This is a genomic window from Gluconobacter sp. Dm-73, from assembly GCF_018256215.1.
Taxonomy (GTDB): Bacteria; Pseudomonadota; Alphaproteobacteria; order Acetobacterales; family Acetobacteraceae; genus Gluconobacter; species Gluconobacter cadivus.
Window position 1 is genome coordinate 331,119 of record NZ_JAERLW010000003.1, and the last position, 22,381, is coordinate 353,499.

Below are 22,381 nucleotides of genomic sequence, written 5' to 3' on the forward strand. Positions count from 1 at the left end.
TTTAGAGCGCGCTGGCCTTCTGTTCCGCGTCCGACAGGATGCGGGCACGGTCAGCGCCGCCATTGGTGGCGAGACCTTCGGCTTCAATCACGGTGATGTCCGTAATGCCGATCATGGTGAAAACGGATTTCAGGTAGCTGAGCTGATGCTCGAAGGAGGCTGCGGGCGAGCCTTCACCATACAGGCCGCCACGCGCCACGGCGAGCACGACTGTCTTACCCTTGGCCAGACCTTCAATGCCGGACGGGCCATAGCGGAAGGTCTGGCCCGCCACCATGATACGGTCGACCCAGGATTTGAGCTGGCTGGGAATCGACAGGTTGTACATCGGCACACCGATGACGACGACATCCGCAGCTTTGAAGTCGCTCAGAGCCTTGGCGCTGGCAACCAGTTCGGGACGGGCCGACACATCCGGCGTCAGTTCCTTGCCGAGCCATGACAGGGCTTCGACGTCGAGATGCGGCAGCGGATCGCTGGCGAGATCGAGGGAAATGACCTCGACGGACGGATCTTTCTTGCGAAACTGGGCGACGGCAGCAGCGCTGACCTGACGGCTGGCGGAGCTGTCACCAAGAATGCTGGAATCGATGTGAAGAAGTTTCATTTTGATCTTTCCGGTTCCTGATCGTAACCAGCACCAGATAAGGAACCTTTGAACCCCGCCGCAAGAAGGCACATTCCGGAGCCATAGGCACATGGATGTTCGCGTCAGTGACACCACCCTTCCCCCGAAACTGTCCGTAAAGCCGGGTACGACGCCTCTGGATTGCGCGCAGGACAGCAGTGCCTGTGCCGTCATCCGCTCCATTCTCGCCCGCACGACGGACAAATGGAGCATCCTGATCGTCAAATCGCTCGGACGTGGACCGCACCGTTTCAGCGAACTGCGCCGCGCGATCGACGGAATTTCGCAGCGAATGCTGACGCTCACCCTCCGCAATCTGGAACGCGACGGCCTCGTCCTGCGGACCGTCACCCCCACGACTCCGCCGCGCGTGGATTATGAACTCACGACGCTCGGGGAATCGCTCTGGACGCTGACGGAGGCCTTCGGTCAGTGGGCCATGTCGAACCGCCCCGAAATCGAGGCGGCCCGCGCCCGCTTTGACGCCCGGCTTGACGCCGATCTCTGATATTTTCGCACGCAAGGCCCCCATCATGACCCTGATTTCCACCCCCCGTATCGGTATTGCCGGCATCACGGGCCGACTTGGCACCCTTTGCGCCGAGGAAGCCGGAAACGCCCTCGCAGGCGGCCTCTCCCGCACGGCAGATGCCTCACGCAACATCACGACCGATCCTGCCACGCTCGCCAGAAACTGCGATGTCGTGATTGACGTCAGCCACGCCACCACTGTCCCGGCCCATGCGGCGGCCTTCGCGCAGAGCGGATGTGCGTGGGTTCTGGGAACGACGGGCCTTGATCGTGGCGCGCAGGATGCCGTGAACGCAGCGGCGCAGCATATTCCCGTGCTTCAGGCCGCCAATTTCTCCCCGGCGCTGACGCTGTTTCTGGAACTGGCCCGGCAGCTTGGCGCGGGCCTGCCGGATTATGATGCGGAAATTCTGGAAGTCCATCACCGCCAGAAGCTGGACGCACCCTCCGGCACAGCGCTGGCGATCGGTAAGGCTGTGGCGGAGGGGCGCGGAGTCGCATTCGAGGATGTGGCCCGAACCGACCAGAACGGTCTGCGTCCGGCCGGGGCAATCGGATTCGCGTCCCTGCGCGGCGGGCAGATCGTGGGCGAACATGATCTCGTCCTGATGGCGGCGGACGAACAGATCACCCTGTCTCATCGCGCGCTGGACCGGAGGGTCTTCGCCAGAGGCGCCCTGCTCGCCGCAAAATGGCTCGCCGGACGCCCCGCAGGCCTCTACACAATGGCAGACGCGCTCAAACCCTGAACCTCAATCAGGGTGCAGGGATCAAGATCCCTGCCGGGCCCGGGCAGAGCCCGGACTGCCCCCGTTCAGCCACCGGCAATCGGCAGATTCACACCCGTCATAAAGCTGGAATCATCCCCCAGCAGAAACGCCACGACGCCGGGGATTTCATTGATGTCGCCATAGCGGCGCATCGGCACGCTGCCGATCATCTGCTCGGCGACGATTTTGGGGTCGGTGGAGAAATACTGACTTCCGACCTGAGCCTGAAGCTCGACCTGACGCTCCCACATGAAGCCGGGGCCCATATAACCAGGGCTGATGGCATTCACGCGGATGTTGTAGGGCGCAAGATCCAGCGCCGCCGTTTCGGTCAGGGCGATGATGGCCCCCTTGGACGCACCATAGGCGGCCATGTTCGGCGGCCCCTTCACGCCCGCCATGCTGGCGGTGTTCACCACACGACCGTAATTCTGCGCGATCATATGCCGCACGACGGCCTTGAGGACGTGAAATGCACCTGTGACGTTGATCGTCAGCACACGCGCGAAATCTTCGGACGGGTAATCCTGCACCGGGGCGAAAGCGCCCTGATATCCGGCATTGTTGAACAGGAAGTCGATCTTCCCAAAATCCCGCACCACGGCCTCCACGGTCTCGGTCACGGCCTCTTCGGACGTGACATTACAGACATAGGACCGGGCTTCGACACCCTTTTCCCGCACGGCGGCTTCGGCTTTCTCAAGAGCCTCCCGGTTCATGTCGAGCAGGGCGATGGCCGTCCCTTCCCCGGCCAGACGGAGGGCGGTCGCAAGACCGATATTGCCACCGGCACCAGTGACGAGACAGACTTTACCGCTAAAGTGATTCGACATTTCAAATGCCTCAAATTCTCTGTTTTTCCCGGACTCGACCGTGGGCGGCGCCTTTAACGGGCCATGACGGTCACGGGAACACAAACGCAGCATGACCGGTGTCGTTGAAAAATGAAACGGGGGCCAGCGCTCTCTTTTTCGTAATATCCGTCTGGTTTTTTTTGCAATTTCAGGACGGCTTTCCGGACTTTTCCGCAGAAAACCGCGTTCAGACCTCACACGGCCCCTTGACCCTTGCGCCCAATTCCGCCAAGCCGTCCCCTCCCTGAATGCCACAGACCGCCTGCCAAGGCACACTGTGGCCCTTCTCACCACTCATTCCCTGCGAGGTCCCTGAGTGCGCAATCACGGCGATTTCCTTTTCACATCCGAGTCCGTTTCCGAAGGCCATCCCGACAAGGTGGCGGACCGCATTTCCGATACCGTTCTGGACGCCTATCTGCAGGCCGATCCGGAAGCGCGTGTTGCCTGTGAGACGCTGGTCACCACCAACCGCGTCGTCCTGGCCGGTGAAGTCCGCGGCCCCAAAGAGGTCGAGGACACGCTGATCGACCGCGCCCGTGAAGCGATCAAGGACATCGGCTACGACCAGGAAGGTTTCTCCTGGAAGAAAGCCGAAATCACCTCCTACCTGCACGCACAGTCCGCCGACATCGCTCAGGGCGTCGACAGTGCCGGTGACAAGGACGAAGGTGCTGGCGATCAGGGCATCATGTTCGGCTACGCCACGCGCGAGACCGAACACCTGATGCCTGCGCCGCTGTTCTATGCGCAGACGATCCTCGAGCGCATCCGCGACTACCGCAAGAGCGGCGACGCCCGTGGCGTTGGCCTTCTGCCGGATGCCAAGAGCCAGGTCACACTGCGTTATGTTGACGGCAAGCCCGTTGGCGTCACGTCCGTCGTGATTTCCACGCAGCATGTCGAAGGCATGAGCCAGCACACGATCCGTGAGACGCTGCGCGACGTGGTCAATGGTATCCTGCCCGAAGGCTGGAACTGCCCGGAAGACGAGTTCTATGTGAACCCGACCGGCAACTTCGTCATCGGCGGACCGGACGGCGACGCAGGCCTCACGGGCCGCAAGATCATCGTCGACACCTATGGTGGCGCAGCCCCGCATGGTGGTGGCGCATTCTCCGGCAAGGACCCCACGAAGGTGGACCGTTCGGCAGCCTATGCCGCGCGTTACCTCGCCAAGAACGTCGTGGCCGCCGGTCTGGCCGACCGCTGCACGATCCAGCTCAGCTACGCCATCGGCGTGTCTAAGCCGCTCTCGGTCTATGTTGACCTCGACGGCACGGGCAAGGACGTGGACGAAGCCCGTCTGGGTGCGATCCTCAACGACGTTGTGGACCTCTCCCCGCGCGGCATCCGCAAGCATCTGCGCCTGAACCGTCCGATCTACGTTCCGACCTCCGCTTACGGCCATTTCGGCCGTGCGCCGGATCCGGTTCTGGACAACTTCACCTGGGAACAGACGGATCTGGTCACCACGCTGCGTGGCGCCCTGAACCGCTAAGTCTCACCGGTAATCTGGCAGAAAACCCCTGGTCGAGTCTCTCAAACCCCAGCCGGAGCGGCTTTACGGCCGTCAACGCGGCCATCCGCTCCGGGCCCGGCAGCAGCATCTTCTTGAGAAGGCGCTGCCCCGGCTTTCCTTTACCTCACCGGAAAATCCCGCCGCGGGATTCTCCGATGCGGTCTCGCGCGTCTTTCTCGAAATCGGTTTTGGCGGTGGCGAACATGCCGTTGGCCAGTCCGAACTGAACCCGGATGTCGGCTATATCGCCTCCGAGGTCTTCGAGAACGGCCTATGCTCCCTGCTGTCGCGCCTCGTGCCCGAGGGCGAGGAAGACACGGCCACGCCGCCTCCCCATTTCCGCATCTGGGCCGAAGACGCCCGCCTGCTGCTCAAGGACATGCCCGACGCATGCCTCGACCGGGCCTATCTGATGTTCCCTGACCCGTGGCCCAAGGCCCGGCACGCCAAGCGCCGCTTCGTGCATCCGGAAAACATCAAGCAGATGCACCGCGTCCTGAAACCCGGCGCCATCTGGCGCGTCGCCAGTGACCATCCCGTCTATCAGGAATGGGTCACAGAAGTGATGGGCAAGCAGGACCTGTTCGATGCGCCTCCCCCGGCGAAGGAACGTCCCGAAGGCTGGTCGCCCACACGCTACGAGGCCAAGGCCTTCCGCGAAGGGCGCGTGCCGTTCTACTGGACTTTCACCCGCCGTCCCTGAAACCCTTATCCTAGTTATTCAGCGAGTTTCCTGACATCATGACCCAGATCGAACGCGAAGAAATGGAATTCGATGTCGTGGTGGTCGGTGGTGGTCCCGCCGGTCTGTCCGCCGCGATCCGCCTGAAACAGCTGATGCCGGATGCGGGCGTCTGCCTGATCGAAAAAGGCAGCGAGATCGGCGCCCATATCGTTTCGGGCGCCGTCATCGAGCCCCGCACGCTCGATGAACTTCTGCCGAACTGGCGCGATCTGGACGCCCCGCTGCGGACGCAGGTGACGGAAGAGCGGATGCTGTTCCTGACCGAAACGCGCTCCTTCGCGGTTCCGTATCTGGATCGCGTGATGCCGCAGATGGCCAATCACGGAAATTACGTCGTCTCGCTCGGCGAAGTCTGCCGCTGGCTCGGCGAGCAGGCTGAGGCTCTGGGCGTTGAGATCTATCCGGGCTTCTCGGGTGCGGAACTGTTCATCGAAAATGACCACGTCGCTGGCGTCATCACGGGCGACATGGGCATCGAGCGCAACGGCGAACACGGGCCGAACTTCACGCCCGGCATGATCCTGCGCGCGAAGCAGACCATCCTGACCGAAGGTGCGCGCGGCTCCCTCACCGGCCACGCCATGAAGCGTTTCGGCCTGCGCAAGGGCGTGGAGCCGCAAACCTATGGCCTCGGCATCAAGGAAGTCTGGGAAATACCGGCAGAAAAGCACCGTCCCGGCCTCGTACAACACAGCTTCGGCTGGCCGCTCGACGACAACACTTATGGCGGGGCGTGGCTCTATCATTTCGGGGAAAATCTGGTCAGCTTCGGCTTCGTGACCGGCCTCGATTACGCCAACACCTATCTGTCCCCCTTCGAGGAAATGCAGCGCACCAAGTTGCACCCGGCCTTCCGGGAGCATTTCGAAGGCGGCAAGCGCCTGATTTACGGCGCACGTGCCCTATCGGAAGGCGGATTCCAGTCCATTCCGCGCCTGACTTTCCCCGGCGGCGTTCTGGCTGGCGATTCGGCAGGCTTCCTGAACGTGCCCAAGATCAAGGGCACGCATACGGCCATGAAGTCCGGCATGATCGCGGCTGAGGCCGTGGCCGAGGCTCTGGAAAAGGACAAGAAGGAAGCCGCCAGCATGACGGCGCGCGTCCAGCAGTCCTGGCTGTGGTCCGAACTGCGCGACGTCCGCAACATCCGCCCGGCCTTTGCGAAATGGGGCATGAAGCTCGGCGCGCTCTATTCCGGGATCGACAGCATGATCCTGCGGGGTCGTGCGCCCTGGACGCTGCATCACCCGCACGCCGATAACGAGACGCTGCGTCCGGCCTCGGTATGCACGAAAATCGACTATCCCAAACCCGACGGGAAGATCACCTTCGATCGCGTCAGCTCGGTCTTCCTGAGCAGCACGAATCACGAGGAGAATCAGCCGGTTCACCTCAAACTCCGCAACGAGACCGTCTGGCAGACCGTCAATCACGACGTGTTCGATTCGCCGGAGAGTCGCTACTGCCCGGCAGGCGTGTATGAACAGGAACAGACGGGCGAAAACGCCTGGCAGCTTCGGATCAACGCCCAGAACTGCGTGCATTGCAAAACCTGTGACATCAAGGACCCGACGCAGAACATCGACTGGTGCACGCCCGAAGGCGGCGGCGGTCCGAATTATCCGGTCGGGATGTAATTTTCTTCCCGCAAGAGGGCACCGCCAGAGCGGAATGTGACTTTTCCGGTCAGTCCCGCTACGGTGACGCCCGTTTTTGTGGCGGCGACAGCAGCGAAAGATGACGATGAAAGTTCTGGTCCCAGTCAAACGGGTGGTCGATTACAACGTCAAGGTACGTGTAGCGGCTGATGGCAGCGGTGTCGAAACGCAGGGCGTGAAAATGTCCATGAATCCGTTCGACGAAATCGCAGTCGAAGAAGCAGTGCGCCTGCGTGAAAAAGGCTCGGCCAAGGAAGTCGTGGTCGTGACCGTCGGCGCACAGGCTGCGCAGGACGTGCTGCGTACGGCTATGGCGATGGGTGCGGACCGCGCCATCCTTGTCCGCACGGACGACACGCTTGAGCCGCGCGCCGTGGCCAACGTGCTCAAGGCGATTGCTACGCGCGAAGAAGCCGGTCTGATCTGCATGGGCAAGCAGGCGATCGACGACGACATGAACGCTACGGGCCAGATCCTGGCCGCGAAGCTCGGCTGGCCGCAGGGCACATTCGCCAGCGCTGTGACGGTTGCCGATGGCCGCATCGAAGTTGCCCGCGAGATTGATGGCGGCACGGAAGTTGTATCCCTCACGCTCCCGGCTGTGGTGACGGCGGATCTGCGCCTCAACGAACCGCGCTATGCGTCCCTTCCGAACATCATGAAGGCCCGCAAGAAGCCGCTTGAGACGGTCGAAATCGACAGCCTCGGCGTTGATACGGCGTCGCGCCTGACGGTGGTCTCTGTGGCCGAGCCCGCCGAGCGCAAGGAAGGCGTGAAGGTAAACAGCGCGGCCGAACTGGTCGAGAAGCTCAAGACAGAAGCGAAGGTGATCTGATGACCGCTCTTGTTCTGGTTGAAGTCGAAAACGGCGCGGTCCGTCAGGCTTCCCGTTCGGCTGTTGCCGCTGCCTCCCGCTTTGGTGCGGTCGATGCCATCGTTTTTGGTGAGGGTGCGGAAGCCGCTGCTGCCCTGCCGGGTGTGACGCGCGTCCTCAGCGTTCCGGGTCTGGTCAACGATCTGGCCGAGCCCGCCGCCGACCTGCTGGCTGCCCGCGCGAAAGACTACAGCCACATCGTGGCCGCAGCCTCCGCCACCGGTAAGAACATCCTGCCGCGTCTGGCGGGCCTTCTGGACGTGCAGCCCATCCCCGATGTGGTCGAGATCAAGGACGCCGACACGTTCGTGCGCCCCATCTATGCCGGTAACGCGCTGGCAACGGTCCGTTCCGCCGACAGCATCAAGGTGCTGACGGTCCGCGGCTCCAATTTCGATCCGGTTGCTGCCGAAGGTGGGTCCGCCACGGTTGAGACAATCGAAGCTCCGGCCAGCGAGAAGTCTGTTTTCGTGAAGGTCGAGCTTTCGGCATCCGATCGTCCGGAACTGGAATCCGCCCGCGTGGTGATTTCCGGCGGCAAGGGCCTGAAGGACGCTGCAAACTTCAAGCTGCTCGAACCCATCGCCGACAAGCTGAACGCCGCCATCGGCGCATCCCGTGCGGCCGTGGATTCCGGCTTTGCTCCGAACGAAATGCAGGTCGGCCAGACCGGCAAGATCGTGGCGCCGGAACTCTACATCGCCGTCGGCCTGTCCGGTGCGATCCAGCATCTGGCTGGCATGAAGGACAGCCGCGTCATCGTGGCCATCAACACCGATCCGGAAGCGCCGATTTTCAAGGTCGCCGATTACGGCATCGTAGGCGATCTGTTCGAGGTCCTCCCGACGCTCGAAAAAGCGCTGTAAGGCACCGTTCGCCTGAAACGACATAAAAGGGGCGCCCCATGACGGGACGCCCCTTTTTTCATGACAGGATCTGACGCAGGTTTAACTGGCACTCCGGTCCCCATGAGGCACTCTGTCGGGCACGGAGACCCTCATCATGATCCTGCGCCAATTCATCCGCGACATCCTGTCCTGCCTGCCCGTTCTTTTGGTCTTCCTCACCATTCACAGCGCCCTCGCCGCCGCTTACATCGTGCCGTCGGCCTCCATGGAGCCGACACTGCGGATCGGCGACCAGATCGGCGTTATCGTCCCATCCTATGGTCTCAGCACGGCCAATCTGCCGTTCGGCGATGCCCTGAAACCTTCTTCCGAAACGGAAAGCCGCCTGTTCGGGCATCTGCCCCATCGCGGCGATGTGGTCGTGTTCCGCGCACCCGCCAACCTGCACCAGACCTGGATCAAGCGCGTGATCGGCCTGCCGGGCGACACGGTGGCCCTGGTACATGGTCGGGTCATCCTGAACGGAACGGTGCTTCCATGGAAAGACATGGGGCCAACCCGCGAGGAAAGCCGGAAGAACGTCTGGCGTGCGGCAGAACGCTATGAAGAAACCCTGCCGGGAAACATCCACCACAACATTCTCAAAATGTCGCAGGACGGAGAGCTAGATAATGTCGCGCCCTTCACCATTCCCGCCAACCGTCTGTTCGTTATGGGCGACAACCGGGATAACTCCGCCGACTCGCGCGTCAGCGTCGCGGATGGGGGCGTCGGGCTTCTTCCCGTCTGGAACCTTCAGGGGCAGGCCCGCGCCGTCCTGTGGTCATGGCGGGATATCGGCAGAACGGCGCTCGTTCTCTGATTTTTCGCCCTAACCCTCTTGCAGGAAAGCATTAACCCCTGTAGGAGAAGCGCCGTCGGCCGGAGTGTAGCTCAGCCTGGTAGAGCACTGTGTTCGGGACGCAGGGGCCGGAGGTTCGAATCCTCTCACTCCGACCAGCCGATAATTTTTTCCGAAAATCGCTAAAACAGTTTCAGGCCCACAGGCCAGCGCATTTCTGCGTCTGAAATGCAGACCCTGAAAACGCAAAAAATGCCCTCCCCCTTTCGGGAGAGGGCAAAACGGCTTCAGGAACGCTTGTCAAAGGCCGAAGAGGTCGGCCAGACGCCTTGGGCATAAACCTGCCCGTAAGCGTGGACTTCCGTCAGATAGGTCCGCTCACCTTCGAGGACGATCTTCACGGTCGGGGCCAGCGTACCACCGATGCGATAGGTCGTCGGGTTCTGCGGGTCAGCCGAACCGGGCTGCGGCAGGGTGTCGATGAAGGACTGCACGTAACCGGCAGGATCGACGAAGTGCGAGTAGGTCTCGTACGGCGCAGCAGACGGATTGCCGAGCACGAGGCCCGAACCGTTCAGCGGGGCATACGGACCAAAAATACCGTTTCGGGACACGAAACCATACACACCATCCGGACCCGTGCTATTGCCGGTGAAGGTGGAGTGATGAGAGATCGTGAACAGATAGGTCAGACCATCCTGGAACACGACATGCGGGCGCTCCGTCTGGTCATTGACGCCAAGCGCCGTGACGAGGGCCGGCAGCATTTCCCATTTGGAGAAATCACCCCGCGTGGAGTCGGATGTCAGGCGGGCAATGCCGATGGCCGCAGCGCCATACTGCGCGCCAGCCGGAACGGTCGTGGCGGGCGGAACCGGACCCATCTCGTCGGAACCGATGGTGAAGTTCCCGCGCATGCCCGGAACATTGCCTTCAAACAGGGCATAGATCTGGTTGTCGTCAGGATTACGGAAGATATGCGGATCGCGGAAATCCCAGTAGGCATCTTCGACGATGTTGGCGTAGTTCACGCCGTCTGCCTGGAACATGTCCGTGCAGACATCGAAGCCCTCGAACCAGACACCGGTGGCATCTGCCAGAATGCGGCCCGTCGTGTAGGACGGAACAGACTCGGACGGCGTATCGTTGACGGAAGTATAGAACAGATCGACCGTATTGGCGCTGTTCTCGCGCATGACGGCACAACCGGACCATTCCCAGCTGCGGGAGTTGGCACCTGCCTTGATGACGCGGCCACCGAACTTCCAGTCCGCGCCATTGCCGGTGCGGCTGTAGTAGTAGCCGATATAGGAATAGTTGTTGCGGCTGTGCCAGCCCTCGGTCGTATCGCCCGTGGCGGCACGATCGGCAACGAGGGCGAACATGACGTACCAGCCCTTGAAGGTGACGGTCTTGCCGTGAATATCGCGCAGCAACCAGGTGTCCCACTGCCACACATCGGAATCGATGACGGGGAACGCATAGTCGATGACCGGCATGGTTGTGGTCGGATCATCGGTACGGATCTTCATCGCATCAGCGATCGTCCAACGCGAACCCGACTGGACTGCGCTCTGCGTGCTGGAAACAGCGTTCATGAGTTTTCCTGTAGCTGAAAAGAGAAAAGCCAGACGCACGCCAGCATCCGAACCCTTATTTCAGGCCCGGATGCTAGAGAAACGTCCGAATAAAAAGATCAAGTCCTGTACTGAGCCGTAATTTTCACGCAGAAAAACATGTCTTGTTTCTGAAATGCGCAACAAAAAAGGCCGCTTCTTGTGGAAGCAGCCTTTCTAAAATTTTTTGACCTGAAATTATTTTTTGAACCAGTAATCAATAACGTTTAATGGCTCAGTGCCACAGTTATAGGAAAAAGCTGCGTGCGATGCAAGCAAAAAAAAACCCACCCGTCATCGGGTGGGTTTTCAGAAGGTTCAGAAGTCCGCAAGCCTCAACGGCGCTGAAAACCCGCCAAAGCAGAACGCGAGAGCTCTTCCAGAAGATCAATCGCGCCTTTCGAGTCGTTCAGGCAGGGCACGAGAGCAAACTCTTCACCCCCTGCTTCCATGAATTCTTCCCGAAGCTCATTCCCGATTTCATCCAGCGTTTCGATGCAGTCCGTCATGAAACCCGGCATGATGACGGCAATCTTCGTAATGCCCTGTGACGGAAGAGCTTTGACGAAGGGCGCCGTATAGGGCTGGATCCATTCAAGCGGCCCAAAGCGGGACTGGAACGTTAGAGGCATTTCCGCCTCACTCAACCCAAGAGCCTTACGCAGTCCAGCGATCGTCCGCTCACATTCGTCGCGGTACGTATCACCCTTTTCGATGCAGGTTTTGGGAAGGCCATGAAACGACGCAACAATCTGCTGCGGCTTGAAGGACAGTTCCGCCAGAGTATCCTGGACAGACGTTTCAAGCGCGCGGATGAAAGCCGGATGATCTGGAAAAGACGGGACCGTCAGGACGGCCGGTTGGCGTCGTAGGCGCATGAGCGCACGGAAAAGCTGGTCATTGGCCGTGGCGGTCGTGGTTGCGGAATACTGCGGATAAAGCGCAATGCTGACGATCCGGTCACAGCCCTGATCCATCAGGCTTTCCAGCGCTTTTGCAACGGAAGGGCGACCGTAACGCATCCCCCATTCCACCGGCACACCATCAGCCCTCAGCCGCTCAGCAAGCCCTTCGGCCTGCCTGCGCGTATAAACACGCAACGGAGAAGCATTTTCGTCCCGATCCCAGATCCGCGCATAATTCGCGCCGCTGGCGAAAGGACGTTTTGTGAGGATGATGCCCTGAAGAATGGGCTGCCAGATCAGAGGAGGACTCTCGATGACGCGACGGTCAGAGAGAAATTCGCTGAGATATCTTCTGACTGAGAAATAGCCTGTATCGTCAGGCGTCCCCAGATTGATCAGAAGGACACCCGCCCTGCCTTCTGGCGGAGGGGTGATGCGGGGGGTTTTATGTAAAAAAGCCATGGTGCCCTCTACTGTGGAACCGGGCACGCATTCAGGTAAAGAGGGAAAACGTCTGGAGATACGCGTCCCTTGCGGGACGCTATCGTCGGTGCCTTACTTTCGCATAGGAAACATCCGGTTTCCGCACCTCGTGCAGGAGAGTATAGGCACACACCGCAACTGCGGCAGCCATCGGACCAACATACGGCAGAAGAGTATTCGTCAGAGCCATACTTGCCTCCTTTGAGCCTTTGGAAAAGATTTTCCGGTAAGCTCAATTCAGAGATTGAGCACATCTCTTCTGCATTTCAAGAAAAAAATCGAAATTCTTCAAAAAACATTCAAAAAAATGAAATAATCTCCTTTTTTCAATACCTTAAGCGCATACGACTCTGCATCACCTTGGCAGCTTTACGCAACCATCCCATCTCAGAGGGGTTACAGACGCATCGTCCGATTTTGATTAAGGATTTCCAGACATGGCTACACAGGACCCCGTCATTTACGTTGTTGCTGACGGCGAAAAAGCCCGTTTTCTGCGCCTTGAAGGCTCACAGCTCCGGACCATCGAAACCTTTGACCTGCATAAAGGCTCCAGTGCGGAAAAGGACGTTGCGTCCATCAAAGCTCCGCATGAAAACCCGCGGGAGCAGCTCAAGGTGCATTTCACCCGCGATCTGGCCGCCCATATCAACAAGGCCGCACAGAGCAACGATGTCGAAGGTATTCTACTTGTCGCTCCTCCGCAGGCTTCACACGAGATCAGCGAACATCTCGACAAGCCGACCACCAAGAAGCTCTTCAAGACGCTGGTCAAGGATCTCGTCAATACGCCGGACCACGACCTGCTGAAGCACCTCGACCGCCCGGAAACAGGCTGGTCCGAACTCGCTTCCGTCTGATTGCCATCAGACCGTGGGAAGGGCCGTCAGACAGTCCTTCCTGCAAGACAGGGCTGCCTCACCCCGGTCGTCCCCGGCCACGATGACGGCAGCCCGCGCAGACAGCGCACGGCCAAAAGCCCGAAACATTGTGCTTCCAGAGCATCCCCGTCCCACCCCAGATTGTCCACGGATGCCACAGGCCCTAGCCGCCGGTTCAGTCCATCCATCAGGACCGGATTGTGACGGCCGCCTCCCGCCACAAACCACAGTTCCGGCCTCACCGGAAACGCCGTTCGGGCCACGGATTCGACCGTAAACTCCGCCAGAGTCGCTGCACCATCTTCCGCGGAAAGATCTCGCACAAGCGCCATGGCTTCGGGATGAAAACTCAACCTGTCGAGTGATTTTGGCATAGGACGCGCAAAATATGGCATCGCCAGAAGCGCCTCCAGAACATCCTGACAGACCGTTCCCGCAGCCGCCAGTGCGCCACCAAAATCACAGGGTCGGCCCGTATGCTGGAGCGCCCAGTCATCCAGAAGCGCGTTTCCCGGCCCGGTATCACAGGCCCACACGCCTCGCTCCCCGGCCGGGTCCTGCGCTCCCAGAGCCGTCACATTGGCGACGCCACCAATATTGAGAACCGCAACAGGACGACTTTCCTGCTCAAGCAGAGCGACGTGAAACACCGGAACCAGCGGCGCGCCCTCCCCGCCATTTTCCAGATCCCGCGTCCGGAAATCATACACGACCGGAACGTTGCACCGCTCCTGAAGGAGCCGAGCATCCCCAATCTGCCAGCTTCGGCCCAGTTCAGGCTGATGCAGGATGGTTTGACCATGAAACCCGATCACCGCAGGTTCCAGATTCGGTGCCTGCTCCCGCAGCAGACGCACCGCCTCCACATGCTGCACCGTCAGGTCCCGGGCGATCGCCAGAACGTCGGGATCATCCTCCGCCAGACCCGCCGCACGATCCAGCAGAGCCCGCGTTTTGGCCCGGAGTTCCGGGCTGTAGGGCAATGTCAAAGACGGCCCGGTGCGCCAGATTCGCACGCCATCCGTTTCGATCAGAGCGGCATCCACCCCGTCCAGAGACGTCCCGCTCATCAATCCAAGCGCCCAGACCATTCCGGTCGCGCCCGCGTTGGCCGCAGCGTTCAAAGCCCGGCGAGGGCCAGATGCAGATTGCCCTGACACCGCTCCAGAAGCGGCTCGATCTCCGCCAGAGCCACACCATTCCGCAGCAGAACGGCCCGTTTCGTGTTTCCTTGCACGAGTTTCAGAGCCTCACGCGCCTCTTCGGCTGTTCCTCCGGCCAGTTCCATGACCATACGTTCCGCGCGCACCTGAAGCTTGTCGTTGCTAATGCGCATATCCACCATGCGCCCACGATAGACATGCCCCAGACGCGTCATCAACGCGGTGGAAAACAGGTTCAGCGTCACTTTCTGCGCCGTTCCAGCGGCCATCCGTGTCGAACCCGCCAGAACCTCAGCTCCGGTCGGAATGCAGATCCCGAACTCCGCTTCCCGCAACAGACGCGACTCCGGATTGCCACTCACACCGATCGTCAGGGCTCCGACTTCCCGTCCGAGTTGGACAACCGCACAGGTGTAAGGCGTGTTGCCGCTGGCCGCGACACCGATCACTACGTCATGTTCGGTCGGGTGATAATCCAGCAGATCAAGCCGCGCCTGATCCTCCCGGTCTTCCGCACCTTCCGCCGCCTGTGTCGTCGCCCCGGCGCCACCCGCCAGCAGCAGAACCAGCTTTTCGGGCGCGACACCAAAGGTCGGCGTCAACTCCACGCCATCCTGCAAGCCGATCCGCCCCGACGTCCCGGCTCCCGCATAAACCAACCGCCCCCCGGCCTGAAGCCGGGGCACAGCCGCCTCGACGGCGCGTTCGATGGACGGCAATGCCTCACCAACCCGATCCAGCGCCGCCTTCTGCGACGTCAGAAGCCGGTCCAGAAGAGCATCGAGCGGCAGACGCTCGATATCCTCATTGATCGCAAGAACCGTCTCTGTGCGGGACGTTGTCATTCGGCTTCGTCTTCGTCCGGAATTTCATTGCGACGGAAAAGCTGCCCGTCCTTCAAAAGCCCCTGCTCCACAATGCTTTCCGCAATCTGAACCGCATTGAGGGCTGCACCCTTGCGCAGATTGTCGGACACACACCACAGCGCCAGACCGTTCTCGACCGACGGATCAATCCGCAGGCGGGACACATACGTCGCATCCTCGCCCACACATTCCATCGGCGTGACGTAACCGCCGTCTTCGCGCTCGTCCCGCAGAATCACACCCGGCGCCTTACGCAGTGCCTCACGCGCCTTCTTCAGATCGACCGGCTTTTCGCACTCGATGCTGATGGCTTCCGAATGCCCGATAAACACCGGAACGCGCACGCAGGTCGCCAGAACCTTGATGTCCGGGTCCATGATCTTGCGGGTTTCGACGGCCATCTTCCATTCTTCCTTGGTCGCACCGTCGTCCATGAAACGGTCGATATGGGGAATGACATTGAAGGCAATCTGCTTGGTGAACTGAGCGACCGTCGGCGGATCGTTGACGAAAGTGCCCTTGGTCTGGGCGAACAGCTCGTCCATCCCGTCCTTGCCCGCGCCTGAAACGGCCTGATAGGTCGAGACCACGATACGCTTGATCCGGAACAGGTCATGCAGCGGCTTGAGCGCAACGAGCATCTGCGCGGTGGAGCAGTTCGGATTGGCGATGATGCCCCGGCTCGCCTTGCCGATGGCGGCGGCGTTCACTTCCGGCACGATCAACGGGATCCCCGGCTCCATACGGAAATGGGACGTGTTGTCGATCACCACGCATCCGGCAGCCGCAGCCTTGGGCGCATAAACGGCCGAAACCGAACCGCCCGGCGAGAACAGCGCAATATCCCAGCCCTTGAAATCGAACGTCTCAAGGTTCTGAACCTTCAGGACCGTCTTGTCCCCGAAGGAAATCTCGCGCCCTGCCGAACGCGGCGAGGCCAGCGCCACAACCTCATCGACCGGAAATTCCCGCTCCGCCAGAATTCGCAGCAGTTCACGCCCCACCGCACCCGTGGCGCCAACAACCGCAACCCGATAACCCATGATCTTTTCCCGTTCCCTGAAAATCAGCCCGAAAAGGGCAGACGCTTTAAAAGCGCCGACAGACGGTGCCGCCGCAGTTCGTAGCGGGCCTTGCGCCCCGTCGCCATATAGTTGAGCTGGATCGCATAGCGCGTTCCGACAAACTGCCGATGTCCGTGCCAGGTGGCCGGACCGTTCGGAAACACCAGAAGCGTCCCTTCCGCGGGTGTCACCTCAACATCGAAATCCTCGACATCATCCGGCCCGTTCAGCAACCGCAAACAGCCATCGCGCGAGGCCCAGTCCTCGCCGCGCGGATTGAGATACAGCAGGATCGTGACCAGCTTGGCCTCCGAATCCCGATGGATCCGCCCGTCCTTTTCCCGCGTGCGCCCGCGCACCGTCAGCATGGTCGGCGCATCCGCCAGATCCAGCCCGAATTTCTCCGCCACCAGCGCCTTGAGCTTCGGCCCCTGCAATTCCGCAATCATGCCCGCAACACGCGGCGTCAGCTTCAGGGCTTCCGGCGGAAAGGAGCCACCGGATTTCATTTCCGGCAGATCGGAGACAACCGCCTTCAGATCATCGTTACCGATGAAATGCGGCACCACCAGATGCGGAAACGGTTTTTCCGCAACGGGTGCGCTCTCGAACGCATCATAATCAAGAGAAATCCTGCTCATGGCGCGGAAGGCTAGACGCGGCCCACGCCGGCGACAAGGCCTATTCCACACATGTGAGACCTGCCTTTTACGAAAGAATATTACCCCCGCAGCGGCTTATGCGCCCTTACCATCCGGCTCGTCGCAAGATAGCGGACATATCCTGCCCCCAGACGGTTCGCCCCGCCCGTGCAGACATGTGGTCCCGGCAGAGACGAAATCCTCCCGTCCCACACGGTATGAAGCAGACGCGGATCCGTTCGGCATTCCAACGTCCGGTGATCCACTCCCGACTGCCCCACATCATCCGCCAGAACAGAGTGCGCGGAAAGATCATTCCGACGCGGCTCCTGTGCTCCCGCCGACAGATCCGTCAGCGCCAGACCACTTCCCGTCAGAACTGCAAGCAACAGCAGAGCACGCATCAGCGAAACTCCCATCCAACAAGGCCGGCTCAGGACCGGTCGGTTAACAAGACGACTCTCGGGCATTAAAAGTTGCGGCAACTTTGTGGCGGGGCGAACAGATTTTTGCCTTCAAGCCGTCCGACCACTGGGCGTACAGATGGTTTTCCTGCCTCCCCAGTGCAAGGTGACACTCATGAACACCCGGCCCCTCGTCCTCCCTGAACTCCTCCCGCTCCTTGAAGAGATCCCCACCGTCGATCTCTCGCCCGACTCCCTCCCCGCCTTTCGCGACGGGCTGGAACAGGCCGCCGGACAGTCTTTCCTTCAGGCCGAAGACTATCCCGTCATCCTTGAGCGACTCACCATTCCCGCCACGGACACCGCGCCCGCCCTCCGCCTCCTGAGCGTCCGCCCTCGTAAGAACGCCGCTGCCCCACGCCCGGTCCTTCTGCACCTGCATGGCGGCGGCTATTTCGCAGGCCAGCCCGAACTCACAGCCACCCAGCTCTGCCAGTTCGCACAGGATCTGGACTGCGTGGTCATTTCCCCGGATTACCGCCTCACGCCGGAACATCCCTTCCCGGCAGCGATCGAGGATGCCTACACGACACTCTGCTGGATCACGCGCAACGCCGACACACTCGGAATCGACGCCTCCCGCATCGGCCTGACCGGTGAAAGCGCGGGCGGCGGGCTCGCAGCCGGACTGGCCCTCCTGACCCGTGACCGCGAAGGCCCGACCCTCCTGTTCCAGAATCTCGTCTACCCCGTGCTCGACGACCGCACGACGACAGGTCAGCCCGATGCCTCCCCGGTCGGGGGCGAGTTCCTGTGGACCCGCACCAGCAACACCTTCATGTGGACTTCCCTCCTCAACCCCGTAGCGCCCGGCTCGGCTGACGTCTCGCCCTACGCCGCGCCCGCCCGCGCCACCGACCTGTCCGATCTGCCCCCGACCTATCTGTCCGTGGGCGCGCTGGACCTGTTTCTGGACGAAGACCTCGCCTACGCGCGGCGCCTGATCCATCAGGGCGTTTCGGTAGAACTGGAAATCGTGCCCGGCGCCTGCCATATCTTCGACCAGACAGACACCCCGGTCGCCACCCGCTCCATCGCACGCCGTATCGACGCCATGAAACGCGGATTCGGTCTCTGAAGAGTGCGCGGCCAAAAGACAGGCCCCGGTTCCCATCACGTCACAGGAGCCGGGGAGACAGGAGAACGAGTTCATGGGCGACCATCGCGATGACCGGGACGCCATCAACGGCGAGAACACCGTCTATCTGGCGGAGCTGCACACACGCTGGCAGCACGACCCGTCATCCGTGGACACGGCTTTCGCTGCCCTGTTCGAAACCCTCGGCTCCGACCGCCTGCCCACAGACGCCGCCGAACAGACCGACGCCAGCACCGAGAGCCTGAAATTCGCCTATCGCCTGCGCGGCCATACCATCGCAAAGCTGGACCCGCTCGGTCTTGCCCCCGTCCCCGACATTGCCGAACTGAGCCCGCCCGGAGCCGACCGGGACCTGATCGCCCGCCTGCGCCGTGCCTATTGCGGCACCACAGCCGCCGAGTTCATGCATCTTCAGGACCCCGCCCAGCGCCAGTGGTGGATCGACCGTCTTGAAAACTCTGTTCCCGGCCCGTCGCTGGACCAGAAGCGCCTCCTCCTCGCCCTCACCCGCGCCGAAGCCTTCGAGCAGTTCTGCCAGAAGCGCTTCATGGGTATGCGCCGCTTCGGCCTTGAAGGCGGCGAGAGTGTCATCGTCGCCCTGCGCACCCTGATTGATGCTGCCGCACAGGACGACGTGCGCTCTGTCTCGCTCGGCATGCCCCATCGCGGCCGTCTGAACGTAATGGCCAACATCCTGCGCAAGCCGTTTGCCGCCATTTTCAGCGAATTCGCAGGCACCGCCTTCAAGCCCGACACCATTCAGGGTTCGGGCGATGTCAAATACCATCTCGGCACCGCCACAACGCTCGAACATGCGGGCCATACCGTCCGCATTTCGCTCCTGCCCAACCCCTCGCATCTGGAAGCGGTGGACCCTGTTGTGCTGGGCCGCGTCCGCGCCGATCAGGACCGTGAAAAAGACCACGACCGCCAGCACCATCTGGGCATTCTCGTCCACGGAGACGCCGCCTTCGCCGGTCAGGGCGTCGTGTACGAAACCCTGAGCCTGTCCAAGCTGGAAGGCTACCGGACAGGCGGCACGGTTCACGTCATCATCAACAACCAGATCGGCTTCACCACCGTCCAGTCCGACGCCCATTCGGGCATCCACAATACCGACATCGCCAAATCCGTTCAGGCCCCGATCCTACACGTCAATGGCGATGACCCCGAAGCCGTCTCCCGCTGCGCTTTTCTGGCGCATGAATGGCGCCGCACCTTCCAGTCGGACATCGTGCTGGATGTGGTCTGCTATCGCCGTCACGGCCATAACGAAGCCGACGAACCCGCCTTCACACAGCCAGCGATGGTCCACGCCATCCAGTCCCGCGCCACGACACGCAGCCTCTACGCCCAGCACCTGATCCGCACGGGCGTCATGACCGAGGCCGAGGTCGAGGAGATGTGGAACCACTTCCAGAACCGTCTGGAAGAACAGTTCGAAAAATCCAAGACCTATCACCCCGACGGCACGGACTGGCTGGACGGCCCCGAAGACCCCACGCGCCTGCAGGACGAGCAGGATCGTATCCAGCCCATGACCGGCGTGCCTCTCCGGCGCCTGCGAGATGTCGGAGAGGCCATCGGGACGATCCCCGAAAGTCTGGCCGTCCACCCCCGTCTGGCCCGTCAGATCACCGCGCGCGGCAAGGCGGTGGCTGATAGTGGTCCACTCGACTGGGCCACGGCGGAAGCCCTCGCTTTCGGCACCCTGTCCATGGACGGCCACCCCGTCCGCCTGTCAGGTCAGGATAGCCGTCGCGGCACGTTCAGCCAGCGTCACGCCGTGCTGTTCGATCAGGACACAGGCCGCGAAGACACGCCCCTGACCCATATCGCCCCCCATCAGGCCCCGCTGAATATCTGGAATTCGCCGCTCTCGGAATATGCCGTTCTCGGCTTCGAATACGGCTATTCCCTCGGCGATCCGGAAGCCCTGGTTCTGTGGGAAGCGCAGTTCGGCGATTTCGCCAACGGCGCGCAGATCATCCTCGACCAGTTCATCGCCTCGGGCGAAACCAAATGGCTGCGGACCTCCGGCCTGACCCTGCTTCTGCCGCACGGCTATGAAGGCGGCGGCCCGGAACATTCTTCCGCCCGCCCCGAGCGCATTCTTCAGCTCTGCGCCGAAAACAACATGCGCGTGTGCAACATCACCACACCCGCCAACTACTTCCACGCCCTGCGCCGCCAGATCGCGCGACGCTGCCGCAAGCCGCTGGTCGTTTTCACACCCAAATCCCTGCTTCGTAACAAGGATGCGGTGTCCATGCTGGACGACATGGGACCGCACACCCGTTTCCAGCCTGTCATCGCGGACCCGGCCAAAGAAGAAGGCGCACGCCGCGTCATTCTGTGTACTGGCAAGGTCTATTACGATCTGGTTGCCGAACGCGCGCGCCAGAGCCGCAACGACGTCGCCATCATCCGTATAGAACAGCTCTATCCCTTCCCACACCATGCACTCATGGAACAGCTCGCCCGCCACCCGGACGCAGAACAGGTCGTGTGGTGTCAGGAAGAACCCCTCAATAACGGGGCCTGGATTTTCGTAGACCGTCGCATCGAACGCGCCCTGCGCGCCTGCGATCATCGGGTCCAGCGCCCGAATTATGCAGGCCGCGACAGTGCCGCCTCTCCCGCAACCGGACTACCGGGCGTTCACGCCGCCCAGCAGGAAAAACTGGTTCAGGACGCTCTGTCCTGAACCACCCCGAACAGAAAAAACCTCAGGTCGGGCCGCCCTGATAGCCATAGCTGCTGCGGCCCGCGCCCACATTGCCATAATCATCGCCCCGAAATTGCCGAGACCCCTGCCCGCCATAATCCGGCCCGCATGCCGCCAGCGCCGCCAGAAGTCCAAGCGCTATCCCAATCCGAACCCGCGTCATCAGTATTTTCCTTGCGTATCAGCCTGTTGCGACATCATAGGCCGCAAAATCCCGGCAGACCACCAGCAGGTCGCTGTTGGATATAGGGGCATCTGCTCTTTTCGGAAAAAATGGTGAACCGGCTGGGACTCGAACCCAGGACCATTCGATTAAAAGTCGAATGCTCTACCAACTGAGCTACCGGTTCATCCGCACGCTGGCTACCCCACAACCTATAGGGCGTCAACCTCACAACCGCGAAAAACAGGCCCAGCGCCTCTCCAGACATGGTCTCTCCTCTCAAAAGAGGCTATGGGCGCCACACACTTCGTCTTTCAGACCCGAAAGGAAGAAACAGATGCCCATCCAGATTCTTCCCGGTCTCGCACTCGAAGACGACGAACTGAAGGTGACCTATATTCTGGCGTCAGGCCCCGGCGGTCAGAACGTCAACAAGGTGGCGACGGCCGCACAGCTCCGCTTCGACGCCGCACGATCTCCCGCCCTGCCAGACCGGATCAGAACCCGCCTGATCGAACTGGCAGGGAGCCGGGCCACGCAGAATGGCGAAATCATCATCACTGCACGTCGCTTCCGGACACAACAGCGCAACCGCGAAGACGCCATCGAGCGTCTGGCCGAACTGATCCGGAAAGCGGCCCATCGTCCGGCGTTCCGCGTCGCCACACGCCCCGGAAAAGCCGCCAGACAGCGGCGTCTGGATGGGAAGTCCCACCGGGCGGGAATCAAGCGCAACCGGACAGTACGTCTGGACGACTGATTGAGGCCATCGGCGATATCCATGCCGAACAGGACCGGCCACAGCTTTTTTCTTCCCCCATGATCTCATCCGATACGGTCAAATAACATAAATTCGGACCCAAAACCGGTCCCTATAAACACCACCGAAACGAACAATTCTATATTTCTCCAGAAAACACCAATCTGGAATTTAATTTCCCCAACTCGAACCGTAAAATCTTTTTGTTGCCAACCTGCAACAGGAAGAAAAACAGTTTCAAAAATCATTTTTGCTACTTTCCCGTAACAAGTTTTTG

At 61.0% G+C, this 22,381-nt stretch carries 23 protein-coding genes and 2 tRNA genes; 13 read left to right on the top strand and 12 right to left on the bottom strand.

Annotated features, from left to right (window positions below; genetic code table 11):
• Window position 1: 1 nt before the first annotated feature.
• Window positions 2–607 carry an FMN-dependent NADH-azoreductase gene (locus tag JK176_RS04935; RefSeq protein WP_211575103.1) on the bottom strand — a complete coding sequence of 202 codons (606 nt, stop codon included), beginning with the start codon at window positions 605–607 and terminating at the stop codon, window positions 2–4.
• Window positions 608–698: 91 nt separating this feature from the next.
• Here JK176_RS04935 and JK176_RS04940 point away from each other — a divergent pair, with 91 nt between their 5' ends.
• Both JK176_RS04940 and dapB read left to right on the top strand, forming a co-directional pair.
• A complete protein-coding gene (locus JK176_RS04940) occupies window positions 699–1,136 on the top strand; it encodes a helix-turn-helix domain-containing protein (protein WP_211586716.1) in 438 nt (145 codons plus the stop codon).
• Window positions 1,137–1,161: 25 nt separating this feature from the next.
• On the top strand, window positions 1,162–1,908 hold the full coding sequence (dapB, locus tag JK176_RS04945; protein ID WP_211586856.1) for a 4-hydroxy-tetrahydrodipicolinate reductase: 747 nt from the start codon (window positions 1,162–1,164) through the stop codon (window positions 1,906–1,908).
• Between the two features lie 65 nt (window positions 1,909–1,973).
• On the opposite strand, the gene JK176_RS04950 is transcribed toward dapB, so the two are convergent.
• Window positions 1,974–2,762 (bottom strand): SDR family NAD(P)-dependent oxidoreductase, encoded by a 789-nt coding sequence (locus JK176_RS04950; RefSeq protein ID WP_211586717.1) that lies wholly within the window; start codon window positions 2,760–2,762, stop codon window positions 1,974–1,976.
• A gap of 337 nt (window positions 2,763–3,099) precedes the next feature.
• Between JK176_RS04950 and metK the strand changes: the two genes are divergently transcribed.
• From metK to JK176_RS04985, 7 genes are all read left to right on the top strand, one after another.
• Window positions 3,100–4,284, top strand: a complete 1,185-nt coding sequence (gene metK / locus JK176_RS04955) for a methionine adenosyltransferase (RefSeq protein ID WP_099285788.1) — start codon at window positions 3,100–3,102, stop codon at window positions 4,282–4,284.
• A gap of 28 nt (window positions 4,285–4,312) precedes the next feature.
• Window positions 4,313–5,008, top strand: coding sequence for a tRNA (guanosine(46)-N(7))-methyltransferase TrmB (locus JK176_RS04960; protein ID WP_194261330.1), 696 nt, complete (start codon window positions 4,313–4,315; stop codon window positions 5,006–5,008).
• Between the two features lie 38 nt (window positions 5,009–5,046).
• A complete protein-coding gene (locus tag JK176_RS04965; protein ID WP_194261137.1) occupies window positions 5,047–6,687 on the top strand; it encodes an electron transfer flavoprotein-ubiquinone oxidoreductase in 1,641 nt (546 codons plus the stop codon).
• Window positions 6,688–6,793: 106 nt separating this feature from the next.
• Window positions 6,794–7,543: an electron transfer flavoprotein subunit beta/FixA family protein gene (locus JK176_RS04970; protein ID WP_211586858.1), complete on the top strand. Its 750-nt coding sequence runs from the start codon at window positions 6,794–6,796 to the stop codon at window positions 7,541–7,543.
• A complete protein-coding gene (locus JK176_RS04975; RefSeq protein ID WP_211586718.1) occupies window positions 7,543–8,448 on the top strand; it encodes an FAD-binding protein in 906 nt (301 codons plus the stop codon). The genes JK176_RS04970 and JK176_RS04975 overlap by 1 nt, the downstream gene beginning before the upstream one ends.
• Window positions 8,449–8,584: 136 nt before the next feature.
• Window positions 8,585–9,292 carry a signal peptidase I gene (lepB, locus tag JK176_RS04980; RefSeq protein WP_211586719.1) on the top strand — a complete coding sequence of 236 codons (708 nt, stop codon included), beginning with the start codon at window positions 8,585–8,587 and terminating at the stop codon, window positions 9,290–9,292.
• 60 nt (window positions 9,293–9,352) lie between these two features.
• Window positions 9,353–9,429 (top strand) — tRNA-Pro (locus tag JK176_RS04985).
• Window positions 9,430–9,558: 129 nt separating this feature from the next.
• On the opposite strand, the gene JK176_RS04990 is transcribed toward JK176_RS04985, so the two are convergent.
• Both JK176_RS04990 and hemH read right to left on the bottom strand, forming a co-directional pair.
• On the bottom strand, window positions 9,559–10,869 hold the full coding sequence (locus JK176_RS04990; RefSeq protein WP_211586720.1) for a glycoside hydrolase family 68 protein: 1,311 nt from the start codon (window positions 10,867–10,869) through the stop codon (window positions 9,559–9,561).
• A 353-nt stretch (window positions 10,870–11,222) separates the two neighbouring features.
• The gene (gene hemH / locus JK176_RS04995) at window positions 11,223–12,254 is read right to left on the bottom strand and encodes a ferrochelatase (protein ID WP_211586722.1); all 1,032 of its coding nucleotides are present in this window, start codon (window positions 12,252–12,254) and stop codon (window positions 11,223–11,225) included.
• Between the two features lie 458 nt (window positions 12,255–12,712).
• Here hemH and JK176_RS05000 point away from each other — a divergent pair, with 458 nt between their 5' ends.
• Window positions 12,713–13,135, top strand: a complete 423-nt coding sequence (locus tag JK176_RS05000; protein ID WP_211586725.1) for a host attachment protein — start codon at window positions 12,713–12,715, stop codon at window positions 13,133–13,135.
• A 26-nt stretch (window positions 13,136–13,161) separates the two neighbouring features.
• On the opposite strand, the gene JK176_RS05005 is transcribed toward JK176_RS05000, so the two are convergent.
• From JK176_RS05005 to JK176_RS05025, 5 genes are all read right to left on the bottom strand, one after another.
• A complete protein-coding gene (locus JK176_RS05005; protein ID WP_211586860.1) occupies window positions 13,162–14,247 on the bottom strand; it encodes an anhydro-N-acetylmuramic acid kinase in 1,086 nt (361 codons plus the stop codon).
• A 29-nt stretch (window positions 14,248–14,276) separates the two neighbouring features.
• Window positions 14,277–15,164 carry an N-acetylmuramic acid 6-phosphate etherase gene (locus tag JK176_RS05010; RefSeq protein ID WP_211586732.1) on the bottom strand — a complete coding sequence of 296 codons (888 nt, stop codon included), beginning with the start codon at window positions 15,162–15,164 and terminating at the stop codon, window positions 14,277–14,279.
• Window positions 15,161–16,228 (bottom strand): aspartate-semialdehyde dehydrogenase, encoded by a 1,068-nt coding sequence (locus JK176_RS05015; protein WP_211586734.1) that lies wholly within the window; start codon window positions 16,226–16,228, stop codon window positions 15,161–15,163. Before JK176_RS05015 ends, JK176_RS05010 begins: the two co-directional genes overlap by 4 nt.
• A gap of 23 nt (window positions 16,229–16,251) precedes the next feature.
• Complete coding sequence (locus JK176_RS05020; RefSeq protein WP_086649239.1) at window positions 16,252–16,890, bottom strand: 2OG-Fe(II) oxygenase; 639 nt, start codon at window positions 16,888–16,890, stop codon at window positions 16,252–16,254.
• Window positions 16,891–16,970: 80 nt separating this feature from the next.
• Window positions 16,971–17,294, bottom strand: coding sequence for a hypothetical protein (locus JK176_RS05025; RefSeq protein WP_194267084.1), 324 nt, complete (start codon window positions 17,292–17,294; stop codon window positions 16,971–16,973).
• 175 nt (window positions 17,295–17,469) lie between these two features.
• Between JK176_RS05025 and JK176_RS05030 the strand changes: the two genes are divergently transcribed.
• Both JK176_RS05030 and JK176_RS05035 read left to right on the top strand, forming a co-directional pair.
• Complete coding sequence (locus JK176_RS05030) at window positions 17,470–18,432, top strand: alpha/beta hydrolase (RefSeq protein ID WP_211586735.1); 963 nt, start codon at window positions 17,470–17,472, stop codon at window positions 18,430–18,432.
• 73 nt (window positions 18,433–18,505) lie between these two features.
• Window positions 18,506–21,160, top strand: a complete 2,655-nt coding sequence (locus JK176_RS05035; protein WP_211586738.1) for a 2-oxoglutarate dehydrogenase E1 component — start codon at window positions 18,506–18,508, stop codon at window positions 21,158–21,160.
• 22 nt (window positions 21,161–21,182) lie between these two features.
• On the opposite strand, the gene JK176_RS05040 is transcribed toward JK176_RS05035, so the two are convergent.
• Both JK176_RS05040 and JK176_RS05045 read right to left on the bottom strand, forming a co-directional pair.
• Window positions 21,183–21,344: a hypothetical protein gene (locus JK176_RS05040; RefSeq protein ID WP_167383417.1), complete on the bottom strand. Its 162-nt coding sequence runs from the start codon at window positions 21,342–21,344 to the stop codon at window positions 21,183–21,185.
• 111 nt (window positions 21,345–21,455) lie between these two features.
• A tRNA-Lys gene (locus JK176_RS05045) sits at window positions 21,456–21,531 on the bottom strand.
• Window positions 21,532–21,681: 150 nt separating this feature from the next.
• On the opposite strand from JK176_RS05045, the gene arfB reads away from it, so the two are divergent.
• Entirely contained in the window at window positions 21,682–22,104 is a 423-nt protein-coding gene (gene arfB, locus JK176_RS05050; protein ID WP_062031087.1) for an alternative ribosome rescue aminoacyl-tRNA hydrolase ArfB, read from the top strand.
• A gap of 65 nt (window positions 22,105–22,169) precedes the next feature.
• Here arfB and JK176_RS05055 read toward each other — a convergent pair whose 3' ends face one another.
• Entirely contained in the window at window positions 22,170–22,352 is a 183-nt protein-coding gene (locus tag JK176_RS05055; RefSeq protein ID WP_211586742.1) for a hypothetical protein, read from the bottom strand.
• Between the last annotated feature and the right edge of the window lie 29 nt (window positions 22,353–22,381).

Excerpts from the sequence above, each read along its gene's own strand:
- JK176_RS04950 (WP_211586717.1), bottom strand. The coding sequence starts at position 2,762 with ATGTCGAATCACTTTAGCGGTAAAGTCTGTCTCGTCACTGGTGCCGGT.
- JK176_RS05000 (WP_211586725.1), top strand. The coding sequence starts at position 12,713 with ATGGCTACACAGGACCCCGTCATTTACGTTGTTGCTGACGGCGAAAAA.
- JK176_RS05035 (WP_211586738.1), top strand. The coding sequence starts at position 18,506 with ATGGGCGACCATCGCGATGACCGGGACGCCATCAACGGCGAGAACACC.
- JK176_RS04990 (WP_211586720.1), bottom strand. The coding sequence starts at position 10,869 with ATGAACGCTGTTTCCAGCACGCAGAGCGCAGTCCAGTCGGGTTCGCGT.
- JK176_RS05040 (WP_167383417.1), bottom strand. The coding sequence starts at position 21,344 with ATGACGCGGGTTCGGATTGGGATAGCGCTTGGACTTCTGGCGGCGCTG.
- lepB (WP_211586719.1), top strand. The coding sequence starts at position 8,585 with ATGATCCTGCGCCAATTCATCCGCGACATCCTGTCCTGCCTGCCCGTT.
- JK176_RS04975 (WP_211586718.1), top strand. The coding sequence starts at position 7,543 with ATGACCGCTCTTGTTCTGGTTGAAGTCGAAAACGGCGCGGTCCGTCAG.
- JK176_RS05030 (WP_211586735.1), top strand. The coding sequence starts at position 17,470 with ATGAACACCCGGCCCCTCGTCCTCCCTGAACTCCTCCCGCTCCTTGAA.
- JK176_RS04970 (WP_211586858.1), top strand. The coding sequence starts at position 6,794 with ATGAAAGTTCTGGTCCCAGTCAAACGGGTGGTCGATTACAACGTCAAG.
- JK176_RS05055 (WP_211586742.1), bottom strand. The coding sequence starts at position 22,352 with ATGATTTTTGAAACTGTTTTTCTTCCTGTTGCAGGTTGGCAACAAAAA.
- JK176_RS05015 (WP_211586734.1), bottom strand. The coding sequence starts at position 16,228 with ATGGGTTATCGGGTTGCGGTTGTTGGCGCCACGGGTGCGGTGGGGCGT.
- arfB (WP_062031087.1), top strand. The coding sequence starts at position 21,682 with ATGCCCATCCAGATTCTTCCCGGTCTCGCACTCGAAGACGACGAACTG.
- JK176_RS04965 (WP_194261137.1), top strand. The coding sequence starts at position 5,047 with ATGACCCAGATCGAACGCGAAGAAATGGAATTCGATGTCGTGGTGGTC.
- dapB (WP_211586856.1), top strand. The coding sequence starts at position 1,162 with ATGACCCTGATTTCCACCCCCCGTATCGGTATTGCCGGCATCACGGGC.
- JK176_RS05005 (WP_211586860.1), bottom strand. The coding sequence starts at position 14,247 with ATGGTCTGGGCGCTTGGATTGATGAGCGGGACGTCTCTGGACGGGGTG.
- JK176_RS05025 (WP_194267084.1), bottom strand. The coding sequence starts at position 17,294 with ATGCGTGCTCTGCTGTTGCTTGCAGTTCTGACGGGAAGTGGTCTGGCG.
- JK176_RS05020 (WP_086649239.1), bottom strand. The coding sequence starts at position 16,890 with ATGAGCAGGATTTCTCTTGATTATGATGCGTTCGAGAGCGCACCCGTT.
- hemH (WP_211586722.1), bottom strand. The coding sequence starts at position 12,254 with ATGGCTTTTTTACATAAAACCCCCCGCATCACCCCTCCGCCAGAAGGC.
- JK176_RS05010 (WP_211586732.1), bottom strand. The coding sequence starts at position 15,164 with ATGACAACGTCCCGCACAGAGACGGTTCTTGCGATCAATGAGGATATC.
- JK176_RS04940 (WP_211586716.1), top strand. The coding sequence starts at position 699 with ATGGATGTTCGCGTCAGTGACACCACCCTTCCCCCGAAACTGTCCGTA.
- JK176_RS04935 (WP_211575103.1), bottom strand. The coding sequence starts at position 607 with ATGAAACTTCTTCACATCGATTCCAGCATTCTTGGTGACAGCTCCGCC.